Origin of the sequence: Kineococcus siccus, from assembly GCF_009906795.1 — a bacterium.
Lineage (GTDB): Bacteria > Actinomycetota > Actinomycetes > Actinomycetales > Kineococcaceae > Kineococcus > Kineococcus siccus.
This window is the reverse complement of the sequence record NZ_JAAALN010000001.1, coordinates 1-15,430: the sequence shown is the minus strand read 5'-3', so window position 1 is coordinate 15,430 and position 15,430 is coordinate 1. Positions and strand designations below refer to the sequence as shown.

The window sequence follows — 15,430 nt, the reverse complement described above, 5'->3', positions numbered from 1 at the left end:
AGCGGGCCGGGCCGACTGCGTCGTCGCGGTTCACTGTGGTGCCTTCCGTGTCGTGTCCTGCTGCACTGCGGGTCCGGCCCCGGGTCGTCCGGGACGAGGCGAGGTCAGGGGCTGTAGGTGCTGAGGACGGCCATCGCGGGCCGCAGGGCGCGGTAGAGGCCCGCGTGCACCGCCCCGAGCTCCGCGTAGGTCTCCACCGCAGCGGGTTCCGGGAGGACCGTGCGCCCCCGCCGGCCCATGGCGGCGGCCGCCGTCGTGAGGTCGGGGTGGAACCTCGCCGCGGTGGCGCCGATCATGCCCGCGCCGAGCGCGGTCGTCTCGGGTTCCGCGCACAGGTCCATCGGATGGCCGCTGACGTCGGCGAGGACCTGCGCCCACAACCCGCTGCGCGACCCCCCGCCCGTCACGAGCCACGTCGCGGGCGGGGCGTCGACGGCCGCGGCGACGCCCTCGACGAGCGCCTTGGCCTCGAACGCGATGCCCTCGAGCAGAGCGCGGTACAGGTGGGCGCGGGTGTGCCCGCCCGTCCAGCCGACGACGGCGCCGCGGGCGGCGGCGTCCCAGTGCGGGGTCTGCGCCCCGTTCCAGTACGGCAGGGCGAGCAGGCCACCCGCGCCCGCGGGGAGCTTCGACGCCGCCACCTCCAGCAGTTCCTCGGGCGCCAGGTCGACCCCCGTGGCGCCGAACGGCCCGAACGTGTCGCAGAACCACGTGACCAGGTACGTGCCGGAGGAGAGGAACGCCTCGAGCAGGTAGCCGGAACCCCCGGCCGAGGCGACGGTGCGGTAGCTGCGGTCCCAGCGGTACTCGGGGCGGACGCTGCCGCAGACGAGCGCCGTCCCGACGTTCAGGTAGAGCGTGCCGGGCGCGACGGCACCGGCGCCGATCGCTGCGCACTGGCCGTCCCCGCCGCCGGCCACGACCCGGGTCCCCGGCCGCAGGCCCGTCGCGGTCGCCGCGGCGGCCGTGACCTCGCCGACGACGTCACCCGGTCGGACGCAAGCGGGCAGCTGCTCGACGCGGACCCCGGCGAGGTCGCACAGCTCCGGGGACCAGTCGAGCGTGCGCATGTCCATGAGCCCCGTGGAGTCGGCGCTGGCCCAGCTCGACGCCCACGCGTCGGTCAGCCGCAGGGTCAGGTAGGCGCCGACGTCGCCGATGCGCGCCGCGCGCTGCAGCACAGCGGGTTCGTGGCGGGCCAGCCAGGCGATCTTGTAGAGCGAGGGCGTGGTGTCCGGCGGCCGGCCGGACACCTCGTGCACGCGGGGGCTGCCGAGCTCCTCGACCTCCCGCCGGGCGCGGGAGTCCAGCCACAGGATCGCGGGGCGCAGCTCCTCGACGCCGTCCAGGCACACGAACGTCTCGCGCTGGTGGGTCACGGTGACGGAGGCGATGCGCGAGGGAGCCACCTGGGCCACGACGGCCCGGACCGCGGCGCACGTGGCCGACCACCAGTCGGCGGCGTGCTGCTCGTGGGCGCCCGGGAGACCGGCGGCGCCGCGGTGGGTCGCGATGGGGCTGCGCCCCGAGGCGACGGCGTGCCCGGCGGCGTCGAAGGCGACGGCCTTGGTCGCGGTGGTCGAGCAGTCGACGGCCAGCACGAGGTCCGCACCGTCACCAGGTCCGCGCACAGTCCCGTCGCCCTCTCCCTCAAGTTCCCGCGCGGCGTCGTCGCCGAGCGGGGCACCGGCCCATCGTCCGGATGATGAACCTCACATGTCAAGCGGTGGATCGGTAACGAATCGTGTTACGTTTCCGCCCGTTCACCCGCCGCCGAAGGAGACGCGCCGTGGCCCCCGACGTCCCGACCCGCCGTCGCCAGGCGATCGCTCAGCACGTCCAGGACGCCGGGACGGCCCGCATCGAGGACCTGGCCGAGCGCTTCGGCGTGAGCCCCATGACGATCCACCGCGACCTCGACCTGCTCGCCGCCGAGGGCTGGCTGGAGCGGACGCGCGGCGGCGCCCGGACGGCGAGCCTGCGCCAGCACGAGCGGAACGTGAACCTGCGACGCCGTCAGCAGACCGCGACGAAGCGGGCGCTGGCCCGGGCCGCCATGGCCCACCTGCGGCCCGGCATGTCCCTCGCCCTCGACGACTCGACCACGGTCGCCGCGCTGCAACCGCACCTCGGGGCGCTGCGGCCGCTGACGATCATCACGAACTTCCTACCGACGATCATCGCGGGCGCCGCCGACCCCGACATCGACCTCGTGTGCCTCGGCGGGCAGTACGACCGGAACCTCGACTCCTTCGACGGGCCCTCGGTCACCGACCAGCTCCTCACCCTCACCGCGGACGCCGTCGTCATGTCGGCGGCCGCGGTGCACCAGGGGTTCCTGCTCTACCCAACCCCCGACGCGGCCCGGCGCAAGCGCGTGTTCATCGAGATGGGCGAGCTGAAGATCCTGCTCGTCGACAGCACGAAGTTCGCGGCCCGCGCCTCCTACCGCGTCGCGCCCGTCGCGCTGTTCGACCTGGTGATCGTGGACGCGGACACCGCGCCCGAGCACCGCGACGCCCTCGCGGCCGCGGGCGTCGCGGTCGAGGTCGTGGAGGTTCTCCCCGCCGACGACGAGCCCGTCCCCCCCACCTCCCCGACCTGACCGGAGAAACCCATGCGCGCAGCTGTCTTCCACGGCCCCGGGAAGCTCACCATCGAGGACGTCCCCCGGGTCGTCCCCGGCCCGGGCGAGATCTCGGTCGCCGTGCACGCCGCGGCCACCTGCGGCACCGACCTGAAGTCCTACCGCCGCGGCCACCCGAAGCTCTTCCCCGTCCTGCCCAGCCGGTTCGGCCACGAGTTCGCCGGCGTCGTCGACGAGGTGGGCGAGGGCGTCGGGCAGTTCGCGGTGGGGCAGCGCGTGGTCGCGGCGAACACCGCCCCGTGCGGGCACTGCTGGGCGTGCACGAAGCAGCGGCCGAGCCTGTGCGAGAACCTCGAGTTCCTCAACGGCGCCTTCGCCGAGCAGGTCGTCGTGCCGGCGGCCATCGTCAGCCGCAACACCTACGTGCTCGCCGACTCGGTGAGCTTCGCCTCGGCCGCCCCGCTGGAACCCCTCGCCACGGTGGTGCACGGCATGGCCGAGGCCGGCGTGGAGCTGGGCGACACGGTCGTCGTGCACGGCTGCGGTCCCATCGGCCTGATGTTCGTCCGGCTGTCCCGGCTGCGGGGTGCGCGCGTCATCGCCACCGACCGCTCCGCGACCCGCCTGGCGCAGGCCCGCGAGGCGGGCGCGACGACCGTGGACCTCACCGACCTGGCCACGACGGCGGACCGCTCGGCCGCCGTCCGGGAGCTCACCGAGGGGGGCCGCGGCGCCGACGTCGCGGTCGAGGCCGTCGGGCTGCCCGAGGTCTGGGAGCAGACCGTGGAGAGCCTGCGCCCCGGCGGGACGGCTCTGCTGTTCGGCGGGCCGAAGGCGGGATCGCGGTTCTCCGTGGACGCGGTTGCCATGCACTACAGCGAGTACACGCTCAAGGGCGTGTTCCACCACACCCCGCAGCACGTGAAGACGGCGCTCGACCTGCTGACCTCCGGGGACCTCGACGGCGAGTCGCTGATCTCCGAGCACCGGCCGCTCGACGCGCTGGTCGACAGCCTCGAGGACATGGCCGCGGGGCGTGGGGCCAAGTACCTGCTCACGCCGCTGGGTGCGCTGTGAGCGGCCTGCTCCTGGCCGACGAGCGCGCGGCCGTCGTCGCGCTGGCGCAGCGCATGGTGCGCGACCGCCTCGTGGTCGGCACGTCCGGCAACGTGTCGCAGCGCTGCGGCGACCTCGTCGTCTGCACGCCCAGCGGGACCGACTACGACACCATGCGCCCGGCCGACGTCGTCGTCGTCGACCTCGACGGGACCGTCGTCGACGGCGACCTGCGGCCCACCGTGGAACTGCCCCTGCACCTCGTCTGCTACACCGAGCACGAGGCCCGCGCCGTCGTGCACACCCACTCCACCGCCGCGACGGCCCTGTCCCTCCTGCGCGACGACGTGCCCGCCGTGCACTACCAGCTCGCGATGTTCGGGGGCCCGGTGAGCGTCGCCCCGTACGCCACCTACGGGACGACCCAGCTGCGGGACAACGTGTCCCGGGCCCTGGCCGGGCGCAGCGGCTGCGTGATGAAGCACCACGGGACCCTGTGCACGGGCAGCTCGCTGGGCGCGGCGTACGACCGCGCCCGGCAGCTGGAGTGGCTGTGCGACGTCTGGATGCGGGCCAGCGCCGTCGGCGTCCCCGCGCTCCTGCCGCCCGACGAGGTCGAGCGCGTCGTCGAGCGCTTCGGCGGCTACGGGCAGCCCCCCACGACCTGACGAAGCACACGGGAACCCCCTGGCGGGCGAACGCTCCCTGCCCCCTCGCAGGACCCGCTGCTACGTTCCAGACGACCGAGCGTGCGTGGACCGTCGAACCCAGGAGCCCGCGGTGACCGGACCGTCGCGTCGTCAGTTCGTGGCCGCGGCCGCCGGGGTGGGGACCGCGGCGGCCGTGCTCGCCAGCGCCCCGTCCGCGTCCTCGGCCCGCGGCGCCCTCGCGGCGGGCGCGGACCCGGTGCCCCCGGCCTCGCTCACCGCCGACGTCACGCTCGCTCCCGGGACGGTCGCGGCGACCGTGACCGGACGCGTGTACGTCGTCCTCACCACCGACGACGACGCGGAACCCCGCGAGCAGGTGGGCGGGGTCGCCGACGGCGTCCCGTTCTGGGGCCTCGACGTCGCGGGCCTGGTTCCCGGCGGCAGCACCCGCGTCCCGCTCGGCGCCCCGGCCGACGGCTTCCCCGCCCGGGACGCGTCCGCGCTGCCGCCGGGGACCTACCGCGCGCAGGCGTTCCTCAACGTCTACACGCACTTCTCCCGGTCCGACGGCGCGGAGGTCGACCTGCACCTGCCGGGCGGCGACGGGCACGACGTGTTCGACGGCACGGGGAACCTGTGCGGGCCCGTCGTCGAGGTGACGCTGCCGGCCGGGCCGGGAGGAGCGCTGCGGCTCGTCCTGGACCGCGTGCTGCCGCCGCGTGAGCCCGTCCCGGCCGGGGGCACCGCGCAGCAGGGCAACCCGGGCGACTCCGAGCACGTCCGGCACGTGAAGGTCCGCAGCGCCGCCCTGTCGCGGTTCTGGGGCCGGGACGTGTTCGTCGGAGCGGACGTGCTGCTCCCGCCCGGCTACGACGACCCGGCGAACGCCGGCACCCGCTACCCGGTCGAGGTGAACCACGGGCACTTCCCGCAGGGGGCACCCCGGGGGTTCACCGAGGACGGCAGCACCCCGTTCGGCGCGTTCTGGCTGTCCGGCACCGCGCCCGCGTTCATCGTCGTGGCCTTCCGCCACGAGAACCCCTACTACGACGACTCCTACGCGGTGGACAGCGCGAACCTCGGCCCCTACGGCACCGCGCTGAACACCGAGCTGCTGCCCGAGGTGGACCGGCTGTTCCGCACCGTCGGGCAGCCCTGGGCGCGCGTGCTCTCCGGCGGTTCCACGGGCGGCTGGGAGGCCGCCGCGACGCAGGTGTTCCACCCCGACCTCTACGGCGGGGCCTGGATCGGCTACCCCGACCCCCTCGACTTCCACGCCCTCGAGCTCGTCGACGTCTACGGCGACGACAACGCCTACGTCACCCGCCACGCCTACCTCGACGCCCCCGTCCCCGCGGCCCGCGAGGTGTCCGGCAAGGCGCGGTTCACGACGGCCCAGGAGAACGCCCGCGAACGGGCGCTCGGCAGCCGCGGCCGGTCCGGTCTCGGGCAGTGGGACGTCTGGCAGGCCGTGTTCTCCCCGTGCGGCGAGGACGGCTACCCGGCGCCGATCTGGGACAAGACCACGGGGGTCGTCGACCACGCCGTCGCGCGGTACTGGGAGGACCACTACGACCTCGCCGCGCACGTCGAGCGGAACTGGGACGACCTGCGCGCCCGGCTCGACGGGAAGCTGACGATCTACGTCGGCGATGCGGACACGTTCTTCCTCAACGTGGGCGTCGACCGGTTCAAGGAGCGCGTCGACCGGCTCGAGGGGTCGAACGTCACCTACCACTTCGGCCGCAACCAGCCGCACGGCTGGTCGCCCTGGAGCATCCGCGAGTTCTACGACCTGATCGCCGACCACGTCGTGGCGCACGCCCCGGCCGCGGACCAACCGGCCGCCGCCGCCTGGCGCGCCGGCGCCGCGCCCGCCGACGGCACGGGTTCCGAGGCGATCGGCTGAGGGGCCCCCGGGCTCAGGCGAGCAGCGGCCGCCACCAGTCGGCGCGGTCGCGGTACCAGCGCACCGTCTCGGCGAGACCCTCGGCGAAGTCCCGCCGCGGGGCGTACCCGAGCTCACGGCTGATCTTCGTGATGTCCACGGAGTACCGCAGGTCGTGGCCCGGCCGGTCCGCCACCTCGCGCACCCGGCTCCAGTCCGCGCCCACCTCGGCGAGCACGCGCACGGTGAGCTCGCGGTTCGTCAGCTCGGTGCCGCCGCCGATGTTGTACGTCTCCCCGGGCCGCCCGGACCGCAGCACGAGGTCGATCCCGCGGCAGTGGTCGTCCACGTGGAGCCAGTCGCGCACGTTGGTGCCCGACCCGTACAGGGGGACCGTGCCGCCCGTGAGCAGGCGCGTCACGAAGAGCGGGATGACCTTCTCGGGGAACTGGTAGGGGCCGTAGTTGTTGGAGCAGCGCGTGATGCAGACGGGCAGGCCGTGCGTGCGGTGCGCCGCACGGGCGAGGAGGTCGCTGGACGCCTTCGACGCGGCGTACGGCGAGTTCGGCTCCAGCGGCCGGTCCTCGCTCCACGAGCCCTCGGCGATGCTGCCGTACACCTCGTCCGTCGAGACGTGCACGAACTTCTCCACCCCGCGGCGCAGGGCCGCGTCGAGCAGCACCTGGGTACCGACGACGTTCGTCCGGACGAAGTCGAGCGCGCCGCCGATCGAGCGGTCGACGTGGCTCTCGGCCGCGAAGTGCACGACGGCGTCGCACCCGGCGAGGGCCTCCTCGACCGCGCCCGGGTCGATGATGTCCCCGCGCACGAGCTCCAGCCGCGGGTCCTCCGCGACCGGCGCGAGGTTCGCGGGGTTGCCCGCGTAGGTGAGCTTGTCCAGCACGACGAGCCGTTCGACGTCGCCCGTGCCGGAACCCCTCAGCGCGCTGCGCACGAAGTGGCTGCCGATGAAACCGGCACCACCCGTCACCAGCAGCCTCATGGGACGGATGCTACTGGCATACTCGCCGGACATGCGGGGAATCATCCTGGCCGGTGGCTCCGGCACCCGGTTGCACCCCATCACCCGGGCGACGAGCAAGCAGCTCATCGCGGTGTACGACAAGCCGATGGTCTACTACCCGCTGTCCACGCTGATGCTGGCGGGCGTGCGCGACGTGCTCGTCATCACGACGCCGCAGGACGCCGACCAGTTCACCCGGTTGCTGGGCGACGGGTCGGACTTCGGGATGTCCCTGACGTACGCCCAGCAGCCCTCCCCCGACGGGCTGGCCCAGGCGTTCCTCATCGGCCGCGACTTCATCGGCGACGACACCGTCGCGCTCGTGCTGGGCGACAACATCTTCTACGGACCCGGCCTCGGCCAGCAGCTGCAACGGTTCTCGGCGGTGCGGGGGGCGGCCATCTTCGCCTACTGGGTCCGGGAGCCGGCGGCGTACGGCATCGTCGAGTTCGACGACGCGGGCACCGTGCTGACGCTCACCGAGAAGCCGTCCGTCCCCCGCAGCAACTACGCCGTCCCCGGCCTGTACTTCTACGACAACGACGTCGTCGAGATCGCCCGGGGGCTGCGGCCCTCGGCCCGCGGGGAGCTCGAGATCACCGACGTGAACCTCACCTACCTGCGCCGGGGCGACCTGCACGTCGAGGTGCTCCCGCGGGGGACGGCCTGGCTGGACACCGGGACCTTCGACCAGATGCTGGCGGCCAGCAACTACGTGAGCACGCTCGAGTCGCGGCAGGGCCTGAAGATCGGCTGCCCCGAGGAGGTGGCCTGGCGGCAGGGCTGGCTGAGCGACGAGGAGCTGCGGGCCCGGGGCTCCTCGCTGAGCAAGAGCGGGTACGGCAGCTACCTCCTCGAGCTGCTCGACCGCGAGCGCGGCTGAGACGGCGCGGGCCGAGCTCACGCCAGGACGGTGCCCGCCGCGGCGGCCCACCGCTCCCGCCAGTCCCCGGGCGGGGAGACGCCCACCTCCGCGAGGCGGTCCACGTCGAGGACGGAGAACCGCGGCCGCACGGCGGCGGTCGGGTACTCGGCGGACGGGACGGGGCGCAGGACGACGTCGTGCAGGCCCGCGGAGCCCAGCACCGCACCGGCGAACGCGAACCAGGACGCCCGGCCCCCCGCCGTGGCGTGGTAGGTGCCCGGCGGTGCGGCGCGCACGACCAGGTCGCGCAGGACGCGAGCGACGTCCGCGGTCCACGTCGGCTGACCGACCTGGTCGTCGACCACGGCCAGCGCGCCGCGCTCGCGCCCCACCCGGACCATCGTCTTGGGGAAGCACGGTCCGTGCCGCCCGTAGAGCCACGACGTGCGCACCACGAGCGCGTCCGGGTTCCCGGCGAGCACCGCCCGCTCGCCCGCCAGCTTGGTGCGGCCGTACGCGGACAGCGGCGCCGTCGCGTCCGACACCCGGTAGGGGGTGCTCGCGCGGCCGTCGAAGACGTAGTCCGTGGACACGTGGACGAGCCGGGCCCCGGCGGCGGCCGAGGCGACGGCCAGGTTCCCCGCCCCGCGCGCGTTCACCGCGGCGGCGGCGTCCTCGTCCGCCTCCGCGGCGTCGACCGCGGTGTAGGCCGCGCAGTTCACCACCACGTCGGCCTCGGCGACCGCGGCCGCGCACGCGTCGGCGTCCACCACGTCGAGATCGCGGCGCGCCAGGGCGACCACGTCCGCGCCGCCCGGCGCGGCCGACAGGACCCGCACCACGTCCCGGCCCAGCAGGCCGGCCGCCCCCGTCACGACCCAGCGCACGACGGACCTCCCGCTCCCGCGCACGGCCGTGCGCTGCTCCTAGGCTGACGGTCCCGCGCCCCCGGTGGGCGCGGCCCGGCAGGACCCCCCGGCCCCAGGAGCGCCCCGTGCAGACCCGCCAGCTCGCGATCGCCGGCGCCCAGGTGCTGACGCCCCGGCAGTTCGACGACGACCGCGGCACGTTCCTCGAGTGGTTCACCGACGACGCGTTCCGCGCCGCCACCGGCGCGCCCTTCGACCTGGCCCAGGCGAACTGCTCCGTCTCGGCCGCGGGCGTGCTGCGCGGCGTGCACTTCGCCGACGTGCCTCCGGGGCAGGCGAAGTACGTGTTCTGCGCGAGCGGCGCGGTCCTGGACGTCGTGGTGGACCTGCGGGTCGGGTCGCCGACGTTCGGGCGGTGGGAGTCGGTCGTGCTCGACGACGTCGACCGGCGCGCCGTCCACCTCCCGGTGGGGCTGGGGCACGCGTTCCTGTCCCTCGCCGACGCCTCCACCGTCGTGTACCTGTGCTCCGCGGGCTACGCGCCGGGCCGCGAGCACGGCGTCGACCCGTTCGACCCGGACCTGGGCATCACCTGGCCCACGACGGGCCGCGACGGGGCTCCGCTCACCCTGCGGCTGTCGGACAAGGACCGCGAGGCACCGTCGCTGCGCACGGCCCGGGACACCGGGCTGCTGCCGACCCTCGAGGCGTGCACCGCCCACGCGGCGACACGCGGCGACGACCGCGGCTGAGCTGCCGGCCCGCCTCACGACGCCTCCCGCGGACGGCGGTACTCGACGTACGTCCAGCCCCACGCGCCGCTGACGAACCCGGCGCCCCGCGCCAGCGTCCGCGCGCCCCGCGCCACCAGGGCGGGGCGCCGGGTGAGGACACCGGCCCCCACGGACACCGCGCCCGTCGCGACGCGCGCGGCACCCCGCACCGTCAGCCCCCCGCGGGTGCGCCAGCGCCGCAGCGGGTCCGGCGCCAGGGCCAGGGACGTCCGGCTCCACCCGTTGCCGCTGCGCAGGGCCCGCCGCAGCACCCAGTCGCGCGTCGCGCGGGCCGCCGGGACGACGTCGGTCACCACCGCCTCGTCGCACCACACCAGGGACAGCCCGGCGGCGGTCAGCTCGCGCGTGAAGAGGGTGTCGGACCCGCCGCTCAGGCCGAAGCGCTCGTCGAAGACGACGCCCGTGGCGCGCACGGCCCGCAGGTCCAGCAGCAGGTTGTTGGTGGCGGCGACGTGCACGCGCGTCCCCGTGGGCAGCCGGCGGCGGTCGAAGAACCGGCCGGCGACGATCCACGGGTCCAGCGGTTCGGCGAAGGAGGAGACGACCGGGCCGACGACCCCCGCCGCCCCCGTCTCCTCGTGGACGGCGAGCAGGTCCGCCAGCCACCGCGGTCCCGGCCGCTCGTCGTCGTCGAGGAACACCAGGAGGTCGTCGGCGGCGGCCTCGGCCAGGGCCCGGTTGCGCGCCGCCGCGATGCCGGGCCGCGGCTCGTGGGCGTAGTCCAGGGGGGCCGTCGCGGTGGCGGCCGCCGCCGCGACGAGCTCCCCGGCCCCGGCGTCCGGGTCGTTGTCCACGACGAGCACGCGCGCCGCGGGCAGCCGGGCCGCCTGGGCCAGCACGAGCGGCAGCAGCTCCGCGAGGTCGGCGGGGCGCCGGTAGGTCAGGACGGCCACCACGACCCGCGCGGTGCCGGGTGCCGGGTGCCGACCGGGCACGTCGCCGCTCACGCGGGCCCCCCGTCGCCGGTGCGCCCCGCGGCCCCGCGGCCGCGGGCCCGCCGCACGGTCACCGGCAGCTCCTGCAGCCACCCGGGTTGCCGGTAGAGGACCTGCAGCCGGGGAACCTCGTGCAGCGCGAGGGCGAGGACGACCGCGACCGCGGCGACGACGGGCACGACGAACGGCGCCCAGGGCCCGAGGTCGTCGATCCGGCCGAGGGCGACCAGGACGACGACGGCGGTGATGACCAGCGGGGTGTGCGCGACGTAGACCTGCAGGGTGCGCGCACCCAGCCAGGGGACGACGCGCAGGTGGCGCAGCACCCGGCTCGCGGCGACGCCCAGGACGACGCCGCACACGGCGAGGACGAAGGGGACGACGGGCAGGCGCGCGAGGTCCCAGCGCTGCGCGGCCCCGGCCAGCGCGGCCGCGGCGACGACCGCCGCGACGGTGGGGACCCGGCCCGCCGCCCCGACGCGGAGCACGAGGTGGCGCAGGTGCGCGCCGGCGAGGAAGAAGAACCAGTACTGCGGGGCCTTCGTCCAGCCCACGTTGGAGAGCTCGAGGTGGCCCGTCGCCGCCATCGACAGCGCGAGCGCCGCGAGCAGCTGCAGGCGGTGGTCGACCCCGCGCAGGCAGCGCCCGAGCACGTAGAACAACCCGAGGGCCCAGACGAACCAGAGTTCCAGCCGGGGGGCGACGGGGGCGACGACGACACCGGCCCCCGAGAGGAACAGCCCCCGCAGGCTGCAGCAGTTCCCCTGCGCCGCAACGCCCGCCAGGAAGAACGCCGCACCGACGGCCGACCACACCAGGAGGACCCACAGGTACAGCGAGAGCTTGGCCCGCCACAGCGGACCCCAGCCCGCGGTGAACCACTTGGCCGCGAAGAGACCGGCCGTGGTGAAGAACAGCGGCATCCGCACCGACACCAGGGCGTCGTTCACCGCGAGCCACTCGCGCACGGGCAGTCCGACCGAGGAGAGCCAGTTCGCGCTGTGGTAGAGCACGACGAGGACGATGGCGAGGCCCCGGGCGCTGTCGACCCAGGCCACCCGCGCGACCGGCGTGCGCCCGGGGGACGGCAGCGTCGTCGGACCGCTGCTCACGTCAGGCCCGTCCCCGGCGCGCGGCCCGCGCCGGCCGCTGCAGGGTGGGCGTCCCGGAACGCGACCACGGCGGCAGCGCGTACAGGAGGCCCACCACCGGGACGGCGCGGTAGCGCACCGCCACCGCCGGGACGAGCAGGCCGACCAGCACCAGCAGCGCGGTGGCGAGCACCGCACGCCGCACCCCCGCGAGCGCCAGGACGTTGGCCGTGACGGCCACCGCGACCCAGTGGGTCGTGTAGTAGACGATCGAGTCCCGGCCCAGCGCGGCCGCCGCCCGCACGGGCGCCGCCGAGCGCCAGCGCCGGGCGACCGCGGCGAGAACCACGACGGTGGCGAGCACCCCGACGACCGACACCGGCCGGTAGCGGGTGTCCACGCCCCCGGCCGACAGCCCCGCGAACACCGCGGCGCAGACCGCGGCGACGGGCACTACGGCCGGGTGCCGCGGCAGGGCCAGGGACGGGCGCACGCGCGCCAGGTGGTCGCCGAGCAGGAAGACGCCGAACAGGAACAGCAGGCGCCGCAACGCCTCCGGCTGGTCCAGGAACGCCACGAGCAGCAGCGGCACCACGAGCGCGGACCGGACCCGGGGCGGCAGCACGAGGGCCAGCAGGTAGTAGAGGAGGAGGTGGAGCAGGTACCAGGTGTACGTCTGCGGCGAGACGACGAACTGCGCGATCCGGGCCGGGCCGAAGTTCCCGTCCCCGGCGACGTGGCTGCCGGCGGTGAGGACCAGCACCGTGACGCAGGTCCACACCAGCCACGGCCAGCCGATCAGCCGGAGCTTGCCGTCGACGTAGGTCCCCGGCGGCTTGCGCAGCGACAGCGGCAGGAGCAGGCCCGACAGCAGGACCAGCACCGGGATCCGCAGCGGGGACAGCCCGTTCGTCGTCGCGGCCACCCACCGCGGCGGCTCGACGCCGACGACGTCCAGCGCGATGACCGCGTGGTAGAGGACCACCAGCACGACGGCCGTGCCGCGCACGGCGTCCAGCCAGTCGTGGCGCCCGTCGAGCCGCCCCGCACCGTCCGCGTCGCCCGGCGTCGTCACCGGTGCCCCGCGCACGGGGGGAGTTCGCCCGTGGCCTGCATGCGCACGCTCCTCGCTCTCCGGGGCTGCGAGCCCGCCCCCGCCCCGACGACCCGGCGCGGAGGTGACCGACGCGGCGGCGGCCGTCAGCTTCGCACAGCGGGTGGGCCCGAGGTGGGGGAACGGCGACGTCGGCCGACCACCGGCCGGACCGCGCGGATCGACCGGTTCCGCCCCGCGTGCGGACCCCGGCTGGCACCCTTGGTCGGACCATGGAGACCAACCCCACCCCCGCACCGGCCGGCGCTGCACCGCGGCGCGCGGGCTCGCCCCGGCGGCGGCGGGGAGCGGCGTCGTGAGCAGCGCGACGCCCGGGGCCACGGTGACGGCCCCCTCGCGCTACGCCGAGGCCGTGGCCCGCCTCGGCCAGGCCCAGAAGAGCGCCAAGGGCGCACCCGCCTACTCGCGCTTCGTGAACCGCCCGCTGGGCCGCCGCCTCGCGGCCGCCGCCCACGTCCTCGGGCGCACGCCCAACCAGGTCACCGCGGCGTCGGCCGTGTGCACCGCGGCCGGGATCGCGGTCCTCGCGCTCGTGACCCCCGCGTGGTGGACCGGTCTGCTCGTGGGGGCGCTGCTCGTCCTCGGCTACGGCCTCGACGCGGCCGACGGGCAGCTGGCCCGGCTGCGCGGCGGGGGTTCCGCGGTCGGCGAGTGGCTGGACCACGTGGTCGACGCGGCGAAGACCGCGACCCTGCACCTGGCCGTCCTCATCGGCGCCTACCGCACGTGGGACCCGCGGCCGGAGGCCTGGCTGCTCGTCCCCCTCGTCTTCAGCGCCGTCGCGTCGACGTGGTTCTTCACCATCATCCTCAACGACCACCTCCGCCGGGCGGCCGGGACGCGGGACGGGCAGGCCGTCGTGCGCGCCGGCGAGGCGCGGCAGCACTCGCGCCTGCGGTCGCTGGCCTCCGTGCCGGTCGACTACGGCGTGCTGTGCCTGGTGATGCTGCTGGCCGGCTGGCCGGCCGTCTTCGCCTGGGTCTACGGCGCGCTGGCCGCGGGTTTCGTCCTCGTCACCGCCGCCTCGATGGTGAGCTGGTACCGCCAGGTCGACGCCCTGGGTCGGGGCACGTCGTGAGCGCCCCGGACGGGGCGCGGCCGGTCCTCGGCTACGTGCCCGGGGTCTACGACCTTTTCCACATCGGCCACCTCAACATCCTGCGACGGGCGCGCCTGCACTGCGACGAGCTGATCGTCGGCGCCGTCACCGACGAGGTCGTCGAACTCACCAAGGGCCGGCGTCCCGTCATCCCGCTGGTGGAGCGCATGGAGATCCTCGAGAGCCTCGCCCTCGTCGACCGCGTCGTCGCGGACGACTGCACGAGCGACAAGCTGCCCATGTGGCAGCGCCTGCGGTTCGACGTGCTGTTCAAGGGCGACGACTGGCAGGGCACCCCGAAGGGCGCGGTGCTCGAGGCCAGCATGGCCGCCGTGGGGGCGAGCGTCGTGTACTTCCCGTACACCCACGCAACGACCTCGACGCTGCTGCGGCAGTTCATCGAAGCGCACGGCTGAGGGTCGTGGCGCACGAGCGGCGCATCGCGGTCCTGCAGTCGTTCCGGAGTCCGCGGCCCACCTCGAACCCCTACCTGACCCTCCTCCTGCGGGCCCTGCCGCCCGACGTCGACGTGCGCACCTTCTCCTGGTCGCGCGCCCTCCTCGGCCGCTACGACGTCCTGCACCTGCACTGGCCGGAACTGCTGCTGCGCAGCGACCGCCCCTCGCGCCGCGCCCTGCGCGCGGCCGCGACGGCCGCGCTGGTCCTGCGCCTGCGGCTGGCGCGCACAGCCGTCGTCCGGACGGTGCACAACCCCTCCCCCCACGAGGCGGGAACTCCTCTGGAGGGCGCGCTGCTCGCGGCCCTCGACGCCGGCACGACGCTGACGGTCCACCTGAGCGACCGGACGCTGCCCGCCGTGCGCCCCGGGCCGTCCGTCGTCGTGCCGCACGGGCACTACCGGGACTGGTACCCGCCGGCCGCCGGCGTGCGAACCGTGCCGGGCCGGCTCCTGCACCTGGGGCTCCTGCGCCCCTACAAGAACGTCGACGACCTCCTGGCCGCGTTCCGGGCCACGACGGGTGCCCTCCAGCTGCGGGTCGTGGGCGCGCCCGGCGACGCCGCGCTGGCGGACCGGGTCCGGCAGGCGGCCCGCGAGGACCCCCGCGTGACCGTCGAGCTGCGCCACCTCGACGACGCCGAGCTGGCGCGCGAGGTCGCAGCGTGCGAGCTCGTGGTCCTGCCCTACGCGGCCCGCGGCGGTTCCGGGGCGCAGCTGCTGGCCCTGTCCCTCGACCGGCCCGTGCTCGTCCCCGACGACGAGGGGGCGGCACGGCTGGCGCGGGAGGTCGGTCCCGGCTGGGTCCACACCTTCAGCGGGCGGCTCGGCGGTGACGACCTCCTGCGGGCGCTCGCGGCCGTCCGGACCCGCGGGCGCAGCGCCCGCCCCGACCTCTCGCGGCGCGACTGGGCGGACGCGGGGCGGCAGCACCGCGACGCCTACCGGCACGCCCGCGCCCTCCGCCGTCGCGGTGCCGTCCACGCGCCGGCGGACGCGGC

15 protein-coding genes are annotated in these 15,430 nt (G+C 75.5%); 9 read left to right on the top strand and 6 right to left on the bottom strand.

What is annotated here, in order from left to right; genetic code table 11:
* Positions 1–104 precede the first annotated feature (104 nt).
* Positions 105–1,631: an FGGY family carbohydrate kinase gene (locus GTR02_RS00075; RefSeq protein WP_166605431.1), complete on the bottom strand. Its 1,527-nt coding sequence runs from the start codon at positions 1,629–1,631 to the stop codon at positions 105–107.
* 158 nt (positions 1,632–1,789) lie between these two features.
* Between GTR02_RS00075 and GTR02_RS00070 the strand changes: the two genes are divergently transcribed.
* From GTR02_RS00070 to GTR02_RS00055, 4 genes are all read left to right on the top strand, one after another.
* The gene (locus tag GTR02_RS00070; protein ID WP_166605430.1) at positions 1,790–2,605 is read left to right on the top strand and encodes a DeoR family transcriptional regulator; all 816 of its coding nucleotides are present in this window, start codon (positions 1,790–1,792) and stop codon (positions 2,603–2,605) included.
* Positions 2,606–2,617: 12 nt separating this feature from the next.
* Positions 2,618–3,664, top strand: coding sequence for a zinc-dependent alcohol dehydrogenase (locus GTR02_RS00065; RefSeq protein ID WP_166605429.1), 1,047 nt, complete (start codon positions 2,618–2,620; stop codon positions 3,662–3,664).
* A gap of 5 nt (positions 3,665–3,669) precedes the next feature.
* Positions 3,670–4,311 (top strand): class II aldolase/adducin family protein, encoded by a 642-nt coding sequence (locus tag GTR02_RS00060; protein ID WP_166605489.1) that lies wholly within the window; start codon positions 3,670–3,672, stop codon positions 4,309–4,311.
* 112 nt (positions 4,312–4,423) lie between these two features.
* Complete coding sequence (locus GTR02_RS00055) at positions 4,424–6,202, top strand: alpha/beta hydrolase (RefSeq protein ID WP_166605428.1); 1,779 nt, start codon at positions 4,424–4,426, stop codon at positions 6,200–6,202.
* 13 nt (positions 6,203–6,215) lie between these two features.
* Here the strand turns inward: GTR02_RS00055 and rfbB are convergent, their stop codons facing one another.
* Positions 6,216–7,184 (bottom strand): dTDP-glucose 4,6-dehydratase, encoded by a 969-nt coding sequence (rfbB, locus tag GTR02_RS00050; RefSeq protein ID WP_166605427.1) that lies wholly within the window; start codon positions 7,182–7,184, stop codon positions 6,216–6,218.
* 31 nt (positions 7,185–7,215) lie between these two features.
* On the opposite strand from rfbB, the gene rfbA reads away from it, so the two are divergent.
* Complete coding sequence (gene rfbA, locus GTR02_RS00045; RefSeq protein ID WP_166605426.1) at positions 7,216–8,088, top strand: glucose-1-phosphate thymidylyltransferase RfbA; 873 nt, start codon at positions 7,216–7,218, stop codon at positions 8,086–8,088.
* Between the two features lie 17 nt (positions 8,089–8,105).
* Here rfbA and rfbD read toward each other — a convergent pair whose 3' ends face one another.
* Positions 8,106–8,957 (bottom strand): dTDP-4-dehydrorhamnose reductase, encoded by an 852-nt coding sequence (rfbD, locus tag GTR02_RS00040; RefSeq protein ID WP_166605425.1) that lies wholly within the window; start codon positions 8,955–8,957, stop codon positions 8,106–8,108.
* Between the two features lie 107 nt (positions 8,958–9,064).
* On the opposite strand from rfbD, the gene GTR02_RS00035 reads away from it, so the two are divergent.
* A complete protein-coding gene (locus GTR02_RS00035) occupies positions 9,065–9,691 on the top strand; it encodes a dTDP-4-dehydrorhamnose 3,5-epimerase family protein (protein ID WP_166605424.1) in 627 nt (208 codons plus the stop codon).
* A gap of 14 nt (positions 9,692–9,705) precedes the next feature.
* Here the strand turns inward: GTR02_RS00035 and GTR02_RS00030 are convergent, their stop codons facing one another.
* The 3 genes from GTR02_RS00030 to GTR02_RS00020 are packed head-to-tail and all read right to left on the bottom strand — an operon-like array spanning position 9,706 to position 12,849.
* The gene (locus tag GTR02_RS00030; RefSeq protein WP_205708349.1) at positions 9,706–10,680 is read right to left on the bottom strand and encodes a glycosyltransferase; all 975 of its coding nucleotides are present in this window, start codon (positions 10,678–10,680) and stop codon (positions 9,706–9,708) included.
* A complete protein-coding gene (locus GTR02_RS00025; protein WP_166605423.1) occupies positions 10,677–11,780 on the bottom strand; it encodes an acyltransferase family protein in 1,104 nt (367 codons plus the stop codon). The genes GTR02_RS00030 and GTR02_RS00025 overlap by 4 nt, the downstream gene beginning before the upstream one ends.
* A 1-nt stretch (position 11,781) precedes the next feature.
* Complete coding sequence (locus GTR02_RS00020; protein ID WP_166605422.1) at positions 11,782–12,849, bottom strand: acyltransferase family protein; 1,068 nt, start codon at positions 12,847–12,849, stop codon at positions 11,782–11,784.
* Positions 12,850–13,168: 319 nt separating this feature from the next.
* Between GTR02_RS00020 and GTR02_RS00015 the strand changes: the two genes are divergently transcribed.
* The 3 genes from GTR02_RS00015 to GTR02_RS00005 form a co-directional block, all read left to right on the top strand.
* Positions 13,169–13,951: a CDP-alcohol phosphatidyltransferase family protein gene (locus GTR02_RS00015; RefSeq protein ID WP_205708348.1), complete on the top strand. Its 783-nt coding sequence runs from the start codon at positions 13,169–13,171 to the stop codon at positions 13,949–13,951.
* Entirely contained in the window at positions 13,948–14,388 is a 441-nt protein-coding gene (locus GTR02_RS00010; protein WP_166605421.1) for an adenylyltransferase/cytidyltransferase family protein, read from the top strand. Before GTR02_RS00015 ends, GTR02_RS00010 begins: the two co-directional genes overlap by 4 nt.
* A 5-nt stretch (positions 14,389–14,393) precedes the next feature.
* The coding region (locus GTR02_RS00005; RefSeq protein ID WP_205708347.1) for a glycosyltransferase at positions 14,394–15,430 on the top strand (1,037 nt) is incomplete at its 3' end.